The organism is Cytophagia bacterium CHB2 (assembly GCA_030263535.1).
Lineage (GTDB): Bacteria > Zhuqueibacterota > Zhuqueibacteria > Zhuqueibacterales > Zhuqueibacteraceae > Coneutiohabitans.
The window spans coordinates 1-17,174 of record SZPB01000110.1 but is presented as its reverse complement, the minus strand read 5'-3'; the positions used below and the strand labels follow the sequence as shown (position 1 = coordinate 17,174).

At 54.1% G+C, this 17,174-nt stretch carries 12 protein-coding genes; all 12 read left to right on the top strand.

Features of this window, described 5'->3' with window-relative positions; all coding sequences use genetic code 11:
• A partial coding sequence (locus FBQ85_12555; GenBank protein ID MDL1875984.1) for a glyoxalase occupies positions 1–519 on the top strand: 519 nt, incomplete at its 5' end.
• A 210-nt stretch (positions 520–729) separates the two neighbouring features.
• Entirely contained in the window at positions 730–1,374 is a 645-nt protein-coding gene (locus tag FBQ85_12550; GenBank protein MDL1875983.1) for a phospholipase, read from the top strand.
• Positions 1,375–1,513: 139 nt separating this feature from the next.
• Positions 1,514–3,961: a GAF domain-containing protein gene (locus tag FBQ85_12545; protein ID MDL1875982.1), complete on the top strand. Its 2,448-nt coding sequence runs from the start codon at positions 1,514–1,516 to the stop codon at positions 3,959–3,961.
• 175 nt (positions 3,962–4,136) lie between these two features.
• Positions 4,137–5,012 carry a 3-methyl-2-oxobutanoate hydroxymethyltransferase gene (gene panB, locus FBQ85_12540; GenBank protein MDL1875981.1) on the top strand — a complete coding sequence of 292 codons (876 nt, stop codon included), beginning with the start codon at positions 4,137–4,139 and terminating at the stop codon, positions 5,010–5,012.
• A 6-nt stretch (positions 5,013–5,018) separates the two neighbouring features.
• Complete coding sequence (locus tag FBQ85_12535; protein ID MDL1875980.1) at positions 5,019–5,960, top strand: 2-dehydropantoate 2-reductase; 942 nt, start codon at positions 5,019–5,021, stop codon at positions 5,958–5,960.
• 122 nt (positions 5,961–6,082) lie between these two features.
• Entirely contained in the window at positions 6,083–6,922 is an 840-nt protein-coding gene (locus FBQ85_12530) for a pantoate--beta-alanine ligase (protein MDL1875979.1), read from the top strand.
• 18 nt (positions 6,923–6,940) lie between these two features.
• A complete protein-coding gene (locus FBQ85_12525) occupies positions 6,941–8,011 on the top strand; it encodes a beta-lactamase family protein (protein MDL1875978.1) in 1,071 nt (356 codons plus the stop codon).
• A 62-nt stretch (positions 8,012–8,073) separates the two neighbouring features.
• A complete protein-coding gene (locus tag FBQ85_12520; protein ID MDL1875977.1) occupies positions 8,074–8,676 on the top strand; it encodes a hypothetical protein in 603 nt (200 codons plus the stop codon).
• 4 nt (positions 8,677–8,680) lie between these two features.
• Positions 8,681–9,202, top strand: a complete 522-nt coding sequence (locus FBQ85_12515) for an isopentenyl-diphosphate Delta-isomerase (protein ID MDL1875976.1) — start codon at positions 8,681–8,683, stop codon at positions 9,200–9,202.
• Between the two features lie 858 nt (positions 9,203–10,060).
• The gene (locus tag FBQ85_12510; protein MDL1875975.1) at positions 10,061–10,705 is read left to right on the top strand and encodes a DUF4397 domain-containing protein; all 645 of its coding nucleotides are present in this window, start codon (positions 10,061–10,063) and stop codon (positions 10,703–10,705) included.
• A gap of 54 nt (positions 10,706–10,759) precedes the next feature.
• Positions 10,760–13,726, top strand: coding sequence for a TonB-dependent receptor (locus FBQ85_12505; GenBank protein ID MDL1875974.1), 2,967 nt, complete (start codon positions 10,760–10,762; stop codon positions 13,724–13,726).
• Between the two features lie 88 nt (positions 13,727–13,814).
• On the top strand, positions 13,815–17,174 hold a 3,360-nt coding region (locus tag FBQ85_12500), incomplete at its 3' end, for a hypothetical protein (GenBank protein MDL1875973.1).

Below are 17,174 nucleotides of genomic sequence, written 5' to 3'. Positions count from 1 at the left end.
ATCTCGGCGATTAGCTCGGATATCGAAGCAACGCATGCGTTTTTCGGCGAGCTGCTCGGCATGCGCCGCGTGAAGATGACGGCAGATTTTGATGACATCAAAACAGCGCATTGGTACTGGGGCGTAGGCGAGGGCAAGCCCGGAACAATCATCACCTATTTTCAATTCGACCCGAAAACCGCGCGCCGCGTGCGCATGGGCGCCGGACAAACGCATCATTTTGCGCTGGCGGTGGCGGATGAAACCACGCAGCTTGAGTGGCGCGAGAAAATCGTGAGAAATTATCTCCGCGTTTCGCCGGTGCGGGATCGCGTTTATTTCAAGAGTATCTACACCAATGATCCCGACGGCCATATCGTCGAGCTGGCAACGTTGGGCCCCGGTTTTCCGGCGGATGAACCGGTTTCTGAGCTTGGTAAAAATTTGAAGCTGCCACCGTGGCTGGAATCGCAGCGCCGCGATATTGAACGCAATTTGAAGCCGCTGGAGGTGCTGGAGTGGGAGGAGTTTGATGAGTGAAGAGGGAGTATAGAGAATTGTGCAAGGCACGATACAAGCTTTCTCCCGAATTGTCAGAGGAATCTTGTGAAGTATTAAGCGCAACGCCAAGCACTTCACAAAATTCCTGTGGAATGACAAAGCAAAATACTCATACAAGTTAAGGCAACACTGCGCTAGCTCATGACAAAACATTTTCATTAAATTGAATAGCCGGACAAGGACACAACGATGACACCCCCCCATCAAGGCCAGCCGGTGCGCACGGCCGGCGCACCGCTCGATGCCGCGAAAGCTGCCATGATCATGATTCACGGCCGCGGCGCTACCGCCGAAAGCATTCTTACGCTCGCCGAAGAATTCGAGCAACCTGATTTTGTTTATCTCGCGCCCCAAGCGGCGGGATTCACGTGGTATCCCAATCGTTTTCTTGCGCCGTTGGCAAGCAACGAGCCCTGGCTTTCTTCGGCATTGACCGCGATTGCAGAAATATTTTCGCAACTCGCGCAAGCCGGCATTGATGCGGAGCGCACGATGCTGCTGGGTTTCTCGCAAGGCGCGTGTCTTGCGCTGGAATTTGCCGCGCGCAACGCGAAGCGCTATGCCGGCCTGGTCGGCTTGAGCGGCGGCTTGATCGGCCCGGATGATGCGCCGCGTGATTATGCCGGCTCGCTCGCAGACACGCCGGTTTTTCTCGGCTGCAGCGAGGCGGATTTTCACATTCCGCAAGAACGCGTGCAACACACTGCCGCAGTTCTGCAAAAACTCGACGGTAATGTCACGGTGCGCTTGTATCCGAACATGGAGCATACCGTCAATCAAGACGAAATTGAATTCGTCAAGGGCATGATGGCGCAGATTGTTACAATTTCATAAGAGTTTGCCAGCAAAAGCGAGCGGGCCATGTTGGCGCTTGATCGCCGCAAGAATTTTTCTAAATTAGCCCTAAATCAATTGGATTCGCGCAAGTCAAAAAACAGTCAAGGATTTTGGCCGCAATCAGGAGAATTGCACGATGAATCATGAGCATAACGATAGCAATGGCCATATAACAACGGTCAGTCTCGAACTGGCACGGCCCAGCGCCGGGCTGGAATTTCCCTTTAAAACGTTTCTCAGTTTTAAGCCGTTGGTCGATCTCTGGCGGCAGCACGCTGCCGACGCCAGCCCGATTAAATCTGCAGCGGCGAGACAAATGCTGGCCGAGTTGGTCAAAGCGCCGGCGCTGACACAGCCGGTCGTCGAGTTGGAGGCGATTGAAAAACACAAAGCGCTGCTCGATCAGCTTTTCAGCCTGATCATTCCGCATGCTTATTGGGAAAATATCTACGCCGCCGCCTCGGCGCCTTTTCAGCTTTTGCCGTTTCACGCGACGCCGGGTTTCAAGCTGCTCAATCTCATGAACGACAAGGGCGGCTTCAATGGCGGCCTGAACATTGAGCCGGCGCAAGCGTTTCTCGGACGCAATCTCAATGCCTATTCGCATATTCTGCGGCGCTATTACGATGTGGAAACACAGTTCGAATATCCACTGATTTTCACGGCGCCGCATCCGCGCACCGGCCTGCCGCGGCATTACAAAATCAATATCGATTTGAGCTTCGTCGAGATCAAAAAAGTCGGCGAACCCAAGCCGCTTTCACCGGTGGAGATTCGTCAATTGCTGGCGAATCCTAGTGATTTGGAATTGTGGTATGAATTGATTCCGCCCGCGTGTTTTGAGTTTCACGGCTTTGCGGTGTTCAATGCTGTTGATGTGACGGATCAGGAAGTGTTATCGTCGTTAAAAAACGATCTCCTCGAAAAGGATGCCATCATTTCATCGGCGCGCTTTCAAAGCTTGCAGGAAAAGCTGCGCGCGCTGTTGCAACGTCCGGGCCTTCAACTCGGCCTGGCCGGCATACCCGGCGCGAAAAACCTGTTGCGCGAGCACGGTCGCGAGATCGGCAAAAGCTTCATTCTGAGCGACGCCTGCCGCGAAAAATGCGCGACGTTTGCCAACTCGATTTATGATCACGTGATGCGGCACGACGCCATTATCATCATTGAAAATCTCGAAACCTATCCCACGCCAACGCAAGTTGAGCAAACGATTCTGCAACAAGGCATCAAGAATATTTTTATCGCGCCGCTGCATTATGAAAATAAATTCATCGGCCTGCTCGAATTAGGCTCGGCCAATCCCGGCGACATCAATGCCATCAATTCGTTCAAATTGCGCGAGGTGTTTCCGCTGTTTGCGATTGCAATCAAGCGCAGTCTTGAGGAATTGAACGATCGCGTCGAGGCCGTCATCAAAGAGAAATGCACGGCGATTCATCCGGCGGTGGAATGGCGTTTTCGCCGCGCCGCGCTCAAGCACTTGCAAAACCGCCAGCGCGGCTTGTCGAGTGAGATGGAGCCGATCGTCTTCGAAGAAGTGTACCCGCTTTACGGCCTATCTGACGTGCGCGGCTCTTCAACGCTGCGCAACGACGCGATTCGCGAGGATTTAACCGAGCAGTTGCAGCTTGCTGCGGCAATCATCACGGCAGCGCACGAGCTTAAAAAATTGCCCTACCTCGAGCAGCTTGCCTATCGCCTCGAACAGCAGTTGCGGAAAATCGAGCACGGCCTCGCCTCCGGTGACGAGACCGGCACGCTGGAATTCCTGCGGCGGGAGATCGAGATGCGCTTCGAACAATTGCAGGATTTTTCCCCGGAGTTGCGCGAGAAAATTGCGGCTTACCGCGCCGGCATCGATCCACAGCTCGGCTTCGTGTATCGCCGGCGCAAGGATTTCGAGGCCAGCGTGACGCAGCTCAACGAAACGATTTGCGCCTACATCGATGCGCAGCAACAGCAGGCGCAGGCGATGTTTCCGCATTATTTCGAAAAATACAAAAGCGACGGCGTCGATCACGGTATTTATATCGGCGCTGCGCTGGTGGAAAACGGCAAATTCGATCAGCTTTATCTGAAAAACATTCGCCTCTGGCAATTGCAGATGATGATCGGCGTCGCGCGCCGCGGCGAGGCCGAAAAACCTATACTCAGAGTGCCGCTTGATATGGCGCATTTGATCCTGGTGCAAAACACGCCGCTGGCGATTCGTTTTCGCTATGATGAAAAGAAATTCGATGTTGACGGCGCCTATAATGTGCGCTACGAAATCATGAAAAAACGCATTGACAAAGCCCTGATCAAAGGCACAAAAGAGCGCCTGACGCAACCCGGAAAGATCGCCATTATATATTCGCAACCACGCGAAGCCGCAGAGTATCGCGAATATATCGACTATTTGCAGGCTGCCGGAGAATTAACCAGCGAAGTTGAAGACGTTGAATTGGAAGATCTGCAAGGCATGCACGGCTTAAAGGCGTTGCGCGTGCAAGTGTGTTTCGATACGATGGAGTCTGCAATGTCTACCGTTGAAACGGAGCATAAGCAGCATGTTGAAGCGCCTGTTGTCGCAGAGGCCTAAAGCGGAATACGTTGAGACAAAAACCAGTGTCATCGAGGAGGGCATTTTTGGTGTTAGAGATCAATCAGGAAGTTAAGGACATTTGGAATCGCAACACCGCTTTAACGAGATCCCGCTGGCGCAGGTGGCACGCCTGCGTTTGGCGAGTTAGAATGTTAACGTGAGCATAAAAATCATGTCTGCGCAAAACACACATCAAAAAATTACCATACTCGATTTACAGAACAAGAAAGAGCAACGCCAAAAGATCGTTATGATGACGGCTTACGACTATTCGTCCGCGGCGTTGGTTGATCAGGCCGGCATTGATATTATTCTGGTGGGCGATTCCCTCGGCATGGTGATGCTGGGTTACGAGAGTACTGTAGCCGTGACGATGGCGGATATGCTGCACCACTGCAAAGCTGCTGCGCGCGCGGCGCGGCAAGCATTTCTCGTCGGCGACATGCCCTTCGGATCCTACGAAGTTTCACCGGGGGAAGCCGTGCGCAATGCCGTGCGGTTTTTGCAGGAAGGCGGGATGAACGCGGTCAAGCTGGAAGGCGGGCAGGAAATGTTGGCAACCATCAAAGCCATCATTGCCGCGGGCATTCCGGTGATGGGCCACATTGGTTTGACGCCGCAATCGTTGTCGAAACTCGGCGGTTATCGCGTGCAAGGCAAAACCGCCGAAGGCGCTTATGAGCTGTTGCAGGATGCACTTTTTTTGCAGGACGCCGGTTGTTTTGCTGTTGTGCTCGAAGCGATTCCTGCGCCGCTGGCCGCGCTGATCACCTCACGCTTGAGCATTCCCACCATCGGCATTGGCGCCGGCCGCGAGTGTGACGGCCAGGTTTTGGTGTATCACGATGTGCTCGGACTTTTCGAAGGGCTGCAGCCGCGTTTCGTGAAACGATTCGCGGAAGCCGGAAAAATCATTCACGCGGCATTGGCCGCCTATCGCGACGAGGTAGAAAATGGCCGCTTCCCGGATGAGCAGCATGCCTATGAGATGCCCGCCGGCGAAATCGAAAAGCTCAATGACATCATCAAAAATGCGGAAGCGCAATAACCTGCCATGCACGTAGCCATCATTGGCATCGGCGCGATGGGCAGCTTGTTTGCCGCGCGTTTGCATGCCTCGTGTGATCTCGTCATGTGCGGAGATTGGCCGGCGCAAGTGGAAGCGGTGCGCCGCACAGGCCTGACGCTCATTGATCAGCGCAATCACGCAACGCAACACCAGGTGAGAATAGCCGATGATGTCAGCGAGGTTGGGCGCGTCGATCTCGCGATCATCCTGGTGAAAAGCCATAAAACCGAGCAAGCGGCAGCCTTGGCCGAACAGATTCTGCTCTCTGACGGCCTCGCATTGACTTTGCAAAACGGTTTGGGGCACGCGGAAAAAATTGCGGCAGTTGTCGCGCCTGCGCGTGTGATTTTGGGAAGTACGGCGCATGGCGCCATGCTGGTGCAGCCGGGCGTCGTGCGGCATGCCGGTGTGGGGCTGACACATATCACTCGCCCGGATTCCTGGACGCCGGGTTTCGACCGGCTCCTTCAACTTTTCGAGCATGCGCAAATCGAAATCGCAGTTGTTGATGATGTGCGCAGCGTCTTGTGGAGCAAGCTCGTGATCAATGCCGGCATAAATCCGCTTTCTGCGTTGTTGCGGTTAACGAACGGCTATTTGGCAGAAGATAGTCATGCGCGGCAACTCATGATGCAAGCTGCCGAAGAGGCTGCCCAGGTTGCCCGCGCCCAAAATATTCCACTCGATTACGCCGATGCGGGACAACGCGCATTGGAAGTGGCGCGCGCCACGGCCGATAATCATTCGTCGATGTTGCAGGATGTTTTGCGCGGCGCGCCCACGGAAATCGAAGCCATCACCGGTGCGCTCGTTGCCTGCGGTGAAAAATTGAATGTGCCCACGCCGGTGAATGCGCTTTTGTTGCGCCTCATGCGCGCCGGCGCGGAGAAAATCGAAATTGCGGAAGTGCAACAGCTTTTGCGATGATTCCAGCCCCGAATGCGTTCAGCCGCGGCTTGGCCGTGGCTGGTATTCGCCGAAATCAACAACGCCGGCGGTTTTTGATTCGAGCAAGCGCAAATTTTTTAAATTGATGCAAAGCAGCCTCGATGAACGTTACCAATGATATCTCACGCGTGCGCGCCTTGCGCTGGGAAAATCCGCATTTGACCTGGGGCTTCGTGCCAACTATGGGCTATTTGCACGAAGGTCATCTCTCATTGGTTCGCCGGGCGCGCGAGGAGAATGAACGAGTTGCCGTCAGCATTTTTGTGAATCCCACGCAATTTGGGCCGGGTGAAGATTTGAGCCAATATCCACGCGCATTAGAGCGCGATATGGAACTGCTACGCGCCGCGCATACCGATCTTGTTTTCACGCCAAATGATGCGGATATGTACCCGCCGGGCTTTCAAACGTATGTTTCCGTCGGTGAGGTTGCCAAGACGCTGGAAGGCGCTTCGCGTCCGTCCCATTTTCAAGGCGTTGCCACAGTCGTGACGAAACTCTTCAATATCGTACAGCCAACGCGCGCCTACTTCGGCCAGAAGGATGCGCAACAAGTTGCCGTGCTGCGACAAATGGTCGCAGATCTCAATTTTAATCTGGAATTCATCGTGTGCCCGACGGTGCGTGAGCCGGACGGTTTGGCCATGAGCTCCCGCAACAAGTATCTCTCGCCGGAAGAACGCCAGGCTGCCACCGTGCTCTATCGCGCGCTGGCTGCGGCGGAATCAGCCTGGCGCGCCGGGGAAAAACGCGGTGAATCGCTGCGCGCGATCATGACTGCGACCGTCGCGCAGGAGAAGCTCGCCCGCCTCGATTACGCCAGCGTTGCCGATCCCATGACCATGATTGAACTCGAACACATTTCGGCGCAGGCGCTATTCTCGCTTGCGGTTTTTGTGGGAAAAACGCGCTTGATCGACAATTTCTTAGTGGATTCGTAACCTGGAGATGCTAGCCGCATGACGATAAGAAAAAATTACCGAAAAACACTTTGCTTTGTCCTACTTCTCGGAATGGGTTGCAGCATGGAAAAAACCGCAAAAGTCGATCAGATTTTTCAAGCCTACAATAACGCGGCTACACCGGGCGCCGCGGTTATGGTGATCAAAAATGGTAAACCCGTTTTTGTGCGCGCCTATGGCATGGCTCATCTCGAAGAAAACCAACTGGTGCTTCCGGCGACGAATTTTCGCCTGGCTTCCGTGACCAAGCCGTTCACGGCCATGTGTATCATGATGCTGGTTGAGCGCGGTCAATTGACCTATGAACGCACGCTTGCGGAAATCTTTCCGGAATTTCCGCCTTATGGCAATGCGATTACGATACGGCATTTGTTGCAGCACACTTCGGGTTTGATCGATTATGAAGATTTAATCCCCGACACGGCGACCGTGCAAGTGTTGGATAAGGATGTTTTGCGCATGATGACGACGCAAGACTCAACCTATTTCACGCCGGGCGCGCAATATCGTTACAGCAATTCCGGTTATGCCGTGTTGGCAATGGTTGTCAAAAAAATTTCGGGAAAGTCATTTGCGGAGTTCTTGCGTGAGAACATTTTTATGCCGCTCGGCATGGCCAATACCGTTGCATTTGAGCATGGCATCTCAACGGTTAAGCATCGCGCCATGGGGTATCGCGAAGAAAACGGCTCGTTCGTTTTTAAAGATCAGAGTTTGACCAGTGCCGTGCTGGGCGACGGCGGCATTTATTCTTCGATTGAAGACTTATTCAAATGGGATCAAGCGCTATACTCGGAAAGGCTGGTTAAGCGTGAGGCTCTGCAGCAAGCGTTCTCGAAAGGTGTTTTGAATGACGGCCAAACGATTGACTACGGTTTCGGTTGGCGCATCGACGACTATCGCAGCCGCGCACGGGTGCAACATACCGGCAGCACCTCCGGCTTTCGCAACGTGATCCAGCGTTATCCCGAGGACAAGTTCACCGTGATCATCCTAACCAATCGCGCCGAGCCGGAGGTCGAAGAGTTGGCTAATCAGTTGGCGGATTTATTTTTGATCGAATCCTAAAAGTTGACCATGAGCAAAAATTTCAGGGCAAATGAATGTCGCATGTTTTTTTATTTTTTGTTATGATAAGCGCCTTTGTGGTTACGCGAGGTTTTGCGCACACGAGTGGGCACAACGGTCATTTTACGGAAATCGCCGGTTCCGGTGAAAGCCCGCGAAATGTTTCGCCGGACTCCGCGGGCGCAGCCACCGCTGACTCTGCCGCTGTTTATCCGCAAGCGTTGGGTTTTGAATTGCAGGATCAATACGGCATTACGCGAAACTGTGTTTTCCCTTCGGCCAAAATTCGCATCATCACCTTTGCCGATCAAAAGGGCACGACCAGCATCGAGGGATGGGTGAGGCCGATTTATAAGCGCTACGGCAATCAAATCGATATCACAGGCGTGGCCGTGCTTTCTGCCGTGCCAGCGATTGCGCGCGCGTTGGTGAGCGCATTCATTCGAGCGAGCGTCAAGTATCCGGTGTTGCTGGATTGGCAAGGCCGGGTCTCTGCGCAGTTTGGTTATGAAAACCACACCTTCAGGCTGGTGGTTGTCGATTGCGAGGGCGGAATCCGTCACAGCCTTACCGGGCCGGTGAATTCCAGCGAATTGCAAAGACTATTTGCGCAAATCGATGCGCTTTTGCGCGAGCAGCCGGTGTTAACCTCAAACCAAGAATGAGCGGATGCCGGAACACGTTATCCTGGTTGATGAAAACGATCGCCCCCTCGGTATTTCCGAAAAAATGAGCGCGCATCGCGGCGGCAAATTGCATCGCGCCTTTTCAATCTTTGTTTTTAACAATGAGGGCGAGTTACTGCTGCAGCGCCGGGCGTTGAACAAGTATCATTCCTCCGGCTTGTGGACGAACACCTGCTGCAGCCATCCCCGGCCGGGGGAATCTGTTGAAGCGGCGGCCGTGCGGCGTTTGTGCGAGGAAATGGGGTTTGAGTGCGCTCTTCACAAGGCTTTTCATTTCATCTACAAGGCGCCACTTGAGCGCGCTTTGATCGAGCATGAATTCGATCACGTTTTTATCGGCCATTTTAATGGCCAGCCCCGCCCCAATCCCAACGAAGTGATGGAATGGCGTTGGTTAGATCTGGCGGCTCTCGAACAAGAGCTTGAACTCTCGCCGGAGAGATATACGATCTGGTTCAGGCTGGCGATGCCGCGCGTAATCTCGGCGAGAAGGCTGTTCTGCTGAACCTATCCATGCCCTGCCTATCCGTAGAGATTCATTTTCTCCCCACCTGGCTCGACGAGCACAAACGCGGCTCGACTCGATGCGCGTCACGTTACTAGAAAATCACCACTGGCAAAAGGACGTGCAACGTTCACCGCTTATAGCCGTCTTGCTGTTGAGCGTGCACTGTCCATAGAAATCTGATTTTGTGTTAAAAAGTGAAACCGAATGAAACCTTTGTGTGTCTGTCAATCGTATGAGTGTGCTCGCTGAGTATTGATCTCCAAAACAAAAGCCACAAATTTATCCGAATAATTTTTGCATGCAAAATGATGCACATGATTAATGCACAAAGCTGCACGATGATTTTGTCAAGAGACAGAAGAAGGTTCAAATACGTTGAGTTTGTGTCGTATCTCAGGTGTGACTTTTTGATGGCATGCGCTTTGCTTAAAAAGCATCACACTATTTGGTAGGAAAATCAACAACAAAACTGTGGAGAGTTTTATTCTTAACAAACGTGATCAGCAATAAAAAAGCTCAATGAGAGCGGCAACTCTCATTGAGCTGGCGTAAAAGGACATGGTGGCCCTTTAACAATCCGGCGGCAATATATAGCCTTCCCGCAATAAAGGCAAGTATTTCTTTTTTGCCATCCCACCTTTTACGCCTTCCCTTTATCTCATCATAACATTCATGCGAGCATTCATTCTGCTGTCAGTGATACCGCGTTTCGGGTTTTGCTGAACAGATGATCGTTGCTTTTTGTTTGCGAACATGAGACGCAAGATTTTTGGCGTTTTGTTGATCAACTCCCGACAGCTTTGTGCATGCTTTTCCTTTTTCCATTTCTTTCAAAAAAATAGCTAAGGAGGTTCAATGATCTCACCCAAAATGAGAGTCGTTATGGCAATGCTCGTTTCTGCGGCCGTGCTGAGTTGCGCTGATGTGCCGTCGACCGGCCCCACGCCGCCTGATTTCCGTGCGGAATTCAGGTTTGTGCATGCGGCGCCCGAGCTTGGAAACGTGCAGCTTGCCGTTGATGGTGTGCAACAAGGGGCATTGGATTACGCCGGCGATCTGGCGCATCGCGAATATCCTGCCGGAAGCCGCGAAGTTGCTCTTTCCTCAGGCGAACGGCAGTTCGTGGCGATGTCAACCAATCTGCGCGGAACGGTGGTGGTATTGCCCGCGCTTGCCGGCGCGCCGCGCGAATTTTTACGGCTCTCCGAACGCCGCGTTTTTGATGCGCCGCAGGTGGCGTTTCGGGTGGCGAATTTCTATGCGCCCGCCGCCGTCGACGTTACTGTGACTGCCGGGGCAGACACGGTGCTGGCCACCAGCCTTGCCTACAAGGGCGTGTCGAATTATCAGGCTGTGCCGGCCGGAAGCTATACCGTCGAAGCCAAAATCGCGGGCAGCAACACGGTTCTGGTATCTTCACCATTGAGTGTCTCGACAAGCCATACGAGCATGATTCTCGGAGATGCGAGTGCTGCACTGATCAAAAACGTCGCCGATTGAATCGCACAAGAAAAAATTCCACAATTCCTTATTCTCATCCGTTAAGGAGGAAGAATGGTCCTTCGAAGATTTTTGAGTAGCGCCCTTGCCGCCGTGTTTCTGCCCGTGCTGCTTTCCGCCGGAACGACGGGAAAGATCAAGGGCAAAGTGGTTGATCGTGAATCCGGTGAGCCGCTGCCCAGCGCCACGGTTCTTATTGTCGGTACGTCGATGGGCGCCGCCGCTGATCTGAACGGTGAATTTCTCATTTTGAATGTTCCCCTCGGTGTTTATCAAGTGAAAGCCACTTTCATTGGCTATCGCGAAGTCACGATTTCCAATGTGCGCGTGAATTCCGATTTGACCACGGAAGTGAATTTCAGCATGCCTTCGGAAGCGTTGGAAGTGGCTGGCGTGTCGATTGTCGCCGAGCGCCCGTTGGTGAATCAAAATGCCACGAACGCAACGCGCATTCAAAGCTATGAGGATTTTCAGAAAATTCCGGTGCGCAGCGTGAACGCCGTGATTGCCCTGCAGCCCGGCGTGGTGGTGCAGGATGGCGCGTTGTTCGTGCGCGGCGGACGCAACGACGAAGTGGGATATTATCTCGAAGGCGCCAATGCCCGGGACGCCGATAACGGCGCCAACGCAGTAACGGTTATTCCGGAGGCGCTGGAGGAATTTCAAATTCAAGCGGGCGGCTATAACGCCGAATTTGGCGGCGCCAACGCCGGGATCATTCGCCAGACGTTGAAAAGCGGCAGCAACGATTATCACTTCAGCCTGCAGGCGGAGAGCGATAATGTCGTCGATCGCGGCAACAAATTCCTCGGGACGCATTCTTATGGCTACACGGATTACACCGCGACGCTGAGCGGTCCGTTGCTGAACAAACGGCTCAAATTTTTTGTGGCAGCGCAAAACACATTTGAGCGTGATCGTGCGGCGCGCTTCTGGAAGGGATTCGATTTCAATCACGCCGATCAATATGTCGATGAGCACAACTTCCCCCTGATTTTTACCAACAACCGCGACCCCAATCTCGAAGCGTTGGTGCAACAACGCGGCATTCATATGGGCGACAATGCCATTCCGGCCTCCAGCCGCCAACAATGGATCGGTAACGGCACCCTGGTGTTCGACGCCAAGCCGTTCATCTTCCGGTTGGGTGGTTCGTTGAGTTGGCGCCGGCAGGATGATTTGATCGGACCGAATGGTAACTTTTTTGGCAGCCTGGCGGCACGGCTGTTCAATTTGGAGCGCAACCAGCTTGAAGATTTGAGCACTGGCCTGTTGAATTTCAAAGTCACGCATTTGCTCGGCTCACGATCGTTCTACGAAGTCAACTTGAATTATTTCGATCGCCGGGAAGTCCGGTACGATCCCCTGCTCGAACACAATTTCTGGGCTTATTGGGACAGCACGGGCAACGCCGACGTGGGTGTGACATTCTTCAACGATAATCTCAATCCCTGGCGCGGCGGCACGCAGACCATGGATATCTACGGTTTCGACTTCAATGCGCCCGGCACACCCGCCAATTATTTCAAGAACAAGCGCAGCTACCTGGGCGGTTCGATGGGATTCACCACGCAATACCGCAATCATGAAATCAAGTTCGGCGGCTCCTATGAACGCTGGACGGCGCGCAGCTTTGCCTCGGATGCGCAATGGGCGCGCACGCAATTGCAGGCCGCGCGGCAAAACCCTGATATTTACCGCGACGCCCTGGCCGGCGACCCGGTTGCCGTTGGCGCGTTTCGCACGCTTTCCGGCGCCTCGCAGGCCTTGACGTACGGCTATGACACCTTTGGCAATGAAACTAACCTAGAAGGTCCGGACGGCGCGCGTCATCCTTATTACATGTCGTTTTACGCCCAGGATAAGTTCGAAGCGCGCGATATCGTCATCAACGCCGGTTTGCGTTTTGATTATTTCGATTCCAAAGGCCTGGTGCTGGTCGATCCCAGCGATCCCAATGTTTATGAGCCGCAAAACGACGCGTATCAAGTTCTGTCGTTGGAACAGCGGCTGGCGCAATGGTACAAGAAGCCCTCGGCGAAGTATCAAGTCAGCCCGCGCTTCGGCATCGCTTATCCCATCACCGACAAAGGCGCGATTCACTTCTCGTACGGCCATTTCTTGCAGATTCCGTCGTTCGAGCTGCTTTATCAAAATCCCGGGTTCAAAGTGCCGGTGGGCGGCGGCAATTACGGCATTTACGGCAATGCGGATTTGGAGCCGCAAAAGACCGTGATGTATGAGCTCGGTTTGAAGCAGCAACTGGGCGAGACCATCGGCATTGACATCACGGCTTTTTATCGCGACGTGCGTAACTGGGTCGGCACCAGCCCGCCGATTGAAACCGTGGGCGAAGGCGGCCAGGTCAACGCCAGCCGAACCTACTTCATTTATCGCAATCTTGATTATGCCAACGTGCGCGGTGTGACGTTTACATTGCAGCAATTCCGTTCGCGCATGCTGACCTATTCCATTGATTATACCTTCCAGGTCGCCGAGGGCAGCAATTCCGATCCCGGCGAAGAATTTGGCCGGCGCCAGGGCAATTCCGAGCCGACGCAATTCATCGTGCCGTTGGAATGGGATCAGCGCCATAATGTGAACGGCACCGTGACGTTTCAGCATAGCGGTTGGGCAGCGAGTCTGCTGGGCCGCTATCATTCCGGCCAACCGTACACGCCTTCAGTTCAGCGCGCTGCGCGCACCGGCACGAGCACGAATCTGAACTTTGCGCGCAACAGCCGCAATGCGCCTTATTTTATGGTGTTCGATTTGCGGTTGTCCAAGTCAATGCGTCTCGCGGGCTGGGAAGTCGCGCTGCTCGGCAATGTTTATAATTTGTTCGACCGGCGCAACGAGATCAATGTTTACGGCGATACCGGCCGCGCCACCAACTCCACCACGTTTTCCGAAGCGCGTTCGGCGACGATTCGCAACAACACCGCGGAAGAATTCCTGCGCCAGCCGGATCGCTTCAGCGAACCGCGTGAAGTGCAGTTGGGCTTGCGCCTGAGCTTCTGATTTCACCGGATGAGAAAGTAGAGCAGACAATGATTCTGCCGAATCATCATCTGCCATTGAAAAATTGCAATAACGAGGGAGCTTCTTCATGAAATTTTCGAGAATCCTGCTCATTCTGCTGCTCGCGTTGCCGGCGTTGGCCCCGGCGCAGTATGTTCCTTCGAAGGAGCGCAGCAACTTTAATGAGCGCCGGAAGACTTACACCAACGCCAATTTGGTTGGCACCACGATTTTCAACTATGGCATCACCGGCCGTTCCGCGGGCGTGCCGGATGAAATCCCCTACGAATGGCCGGCCAACACCCGCAAGTATTACATGGCGTTGACCTCGCCGATGTATGGCGCCGAAATCGTTGACAACGCCGGCGTCACGCGGCGCATTGCAACCGCCGCGCTCGGCAAGCCCGACCGCAACAACGGTTCAAGCTGGGAATTGCAACCCATTACGGGTTATATCAACACCGCGGCCGGCGCCAATTCCGCGGTGGCGAACTTGCTCGACAGAAATTCCTGGCCCGCGTTTTGGCCGGATAAGCAAGAAGACGCCATCGATCCCGGCTGGCCGGGAAGTTGGAATGGGTTGTTCGGCAAAGTGCCGCCCGATCTCTCGGTTAAAACCGCAGATCAGGAATTCGTCTTCAAAACCGGCGATGACAATTTTGATAAATGGGATTATTCCCCGGATGAAACCGATCTCACCCGGCGCGGCCTCGGCATTGTGATGGAAACGCGCGTGTTGCAATGGAGCCAGGTTTTAGTGCAGGACGTCGTCTTTATTCTTCATTATTTGAAAAATGACGGTTCGAAGCTGCTTCCGCGCTTCGGTGTGAACATCTTGCTCGCGGATTTGGTGGGCGGCGATGGCGGCGATGATATTGCCTATTTCTCCCTGGCCACGGACGTCGCGTGGTCAACCGATGCTGACGGCATCGGCGACCAGTTTTTTGGCAGCGATCCCGTGGGCGTGGTGGCAACCTCGTTCCTTGAAACGCCAGGTAATGACAGCGACGGCATTGACAATGATTTGGACGGCGAAGCAAATAGTCCGATCATCACGCTGGAAATTATTACCGGCGAGCGGGCAGACAATCTGCAGGATGACAACGGCAATGGCCTGATCGATGAAAGCGAAATTCACATTTTCCGCACCTCGCCGATTTTTAACCCTGGCAATGGTTTTGTCGACGGCATTGACAACAACGGCGACGGCGAGGCCGGCAGCCCGGTGGTTACGGCTGCCATGCTCGCCGGCGAAATCCCCGGCAATGGCCGCGATGACAACGGCAATGGCTTGCGCGATGAAGGCCAAGAGGATTTGAATCGCGCCTATGCCGACGGCATTGACAACGACGGCAACGGTTTGATCGACGAGGGCATTGATGAAATGATCGATGAATCGCGCGAAGACGGGATCGATAACGACAACGACTGGAATATCGCCACGGACGATGTTGGCCGCGACGGCCTCGCCGGAACCGGCGATTTTGGTGAAGGCGACGGCAAGCCCACCTCAGGCGCCGGCACCAATTTGCCGGGCGAGCCGAACATCGACAAAACGGATATTTCAGAGTCCGATCAAATTGGTTTTACCAATATTCAATATGGCGGCTCGGGCGATCTCAACGCCAGTCTCGCCAACGATGCGACTTTTTTTAATCGCTTTTTGGTGCCGGGCATCGGCAATATCGGCGGCATCACGGGCGACTACAATCTGTTCGTTGGCGCTGGTTTGTTCCCCATTCCGGCGGGCATCACCGAACGTATTTCCATGGCAGTGTGCCTGGGGCAGGACACAACAGATGCGCTGCTGAATCGCGCCGCGGCGCAAACCACATATGACACCGACTATCAATTTGCGTTGACACCCTTGCAGCCCACGCTCAAGGCGATTGCGCAGGACGGCAAGGTTCATCTCTACTGGGATGATGCTGCCGAGCGTTCGTTTGACCGCTTCCTGGCGCGCTTGGGCGAGAACGGCAACGATTTCGAGGGCTATCGTATTTATCGCGCCACCGACGCCTCGTTCAAAGACGTTTCTGTGATCACGGACGGCGCCGGCAATATTACGCTGCGCAAACCCCTCGTGCAGTTCGATCTGGTGGATCAATACGAAGGCTATCATCCCGTCGACCTCAACGGCGTGAAATTCGATCTTGGCCGCAATTCCGGTATCGTGCATCATTGGGTCGATGAGGATGTCATAAATGGTCAGCGCTATTTTTACGCCATTACTGCCTATGATTATGGTTTGGTCGACCGCAACGAGCCGACCAAAGGCATTCCGCCGGGTGAAAGTCCGGTATCGATTCAGCGGGATTTTACCAACCCCGGCGAGTTTATTTTTGGCCGCAATGTTGCCATCGTCACACCCAATGCCCCTTCTGCCGGATATATCAAACCGGCGCGTGCAATCGAGCATATCTCCGGCGCTTCTTCCGGTGTGATTGATGTGAACTTGTTTGACCGCACGGCATTGTTGAACGGTCAGCGCTACCGCATCACATTTGAAGACACGACGATCGTTACCCCGGGCCGCGAAGATACGCTTAAGACGAAAAACTTCTCGCTTACCCGGCTGTCCTCACCGGAAGTTGTGCTGGTTTCGCGCGGCGATTTGAAGAGCGATCAATTGGTGTATGACGGGTTTTATCTGACCTTCGCCAATGAGCCGCAAGTGCAGGCCGATTTAACCAAAAGCTTTTGGCGGCCGAATCGCGACCAGATTCATGCGCCGGATTTTCGCATTCCCACCGTGGGTTTCAACAAAGGCGTGAAGATTGCGAATGATTATGAAATCATTGTGGGCGCGCCGGCCTCCGGGCGTTCGTCTGTCATCAGCTTCGGCGGCCTGGCCTTTACCGAGACCCCGGTGAATTTCAAAGTCCGCAACGTCACGCTGAATCAAGATATCGAATTCGCATTTTTGGATTCGGATCGCACCGGAACGACGCCGGAATCGGCGCTGCTCTCGCGCACGCAGAACCAGATCGACCGCATCTTCTTTATTGAAAATGTGCGCGGCCAGCGCGCCGTCACCTGGTTTGCCAGCTTCGCGACGACGTTTAATGCCGCGCGGCGCAATCCGCAAGCCGGCGACACGCTTTTCCTCGCCACTTCCAAGCCGTTCTTGAGCAGCGATGTTTATGAATTCACGATTGAGGGCGAGAAAGTCGACTCGGACTCCGCCAAAAATGCTTTGAGTCGTATTCGAGTTGTGCCCAATCCCTATGTTGCTGCGGCTTCGTGGGAACCGCTGAATCCGTACACCACCGGCCGCGGGCCGCGAGCGCTGCACTTTAACCATCTGCCGCAAACATGTACTATCCGCATTTTCAACGTTGCCGGCGAGCTGGTGGATACCATTGAGCACAACGCTCCGGCCGGCGACGGCACCGCCGTGTGGGACATGCTGAGCCGCGACAATCTTTCGATTTCCTACGGCCTTTAT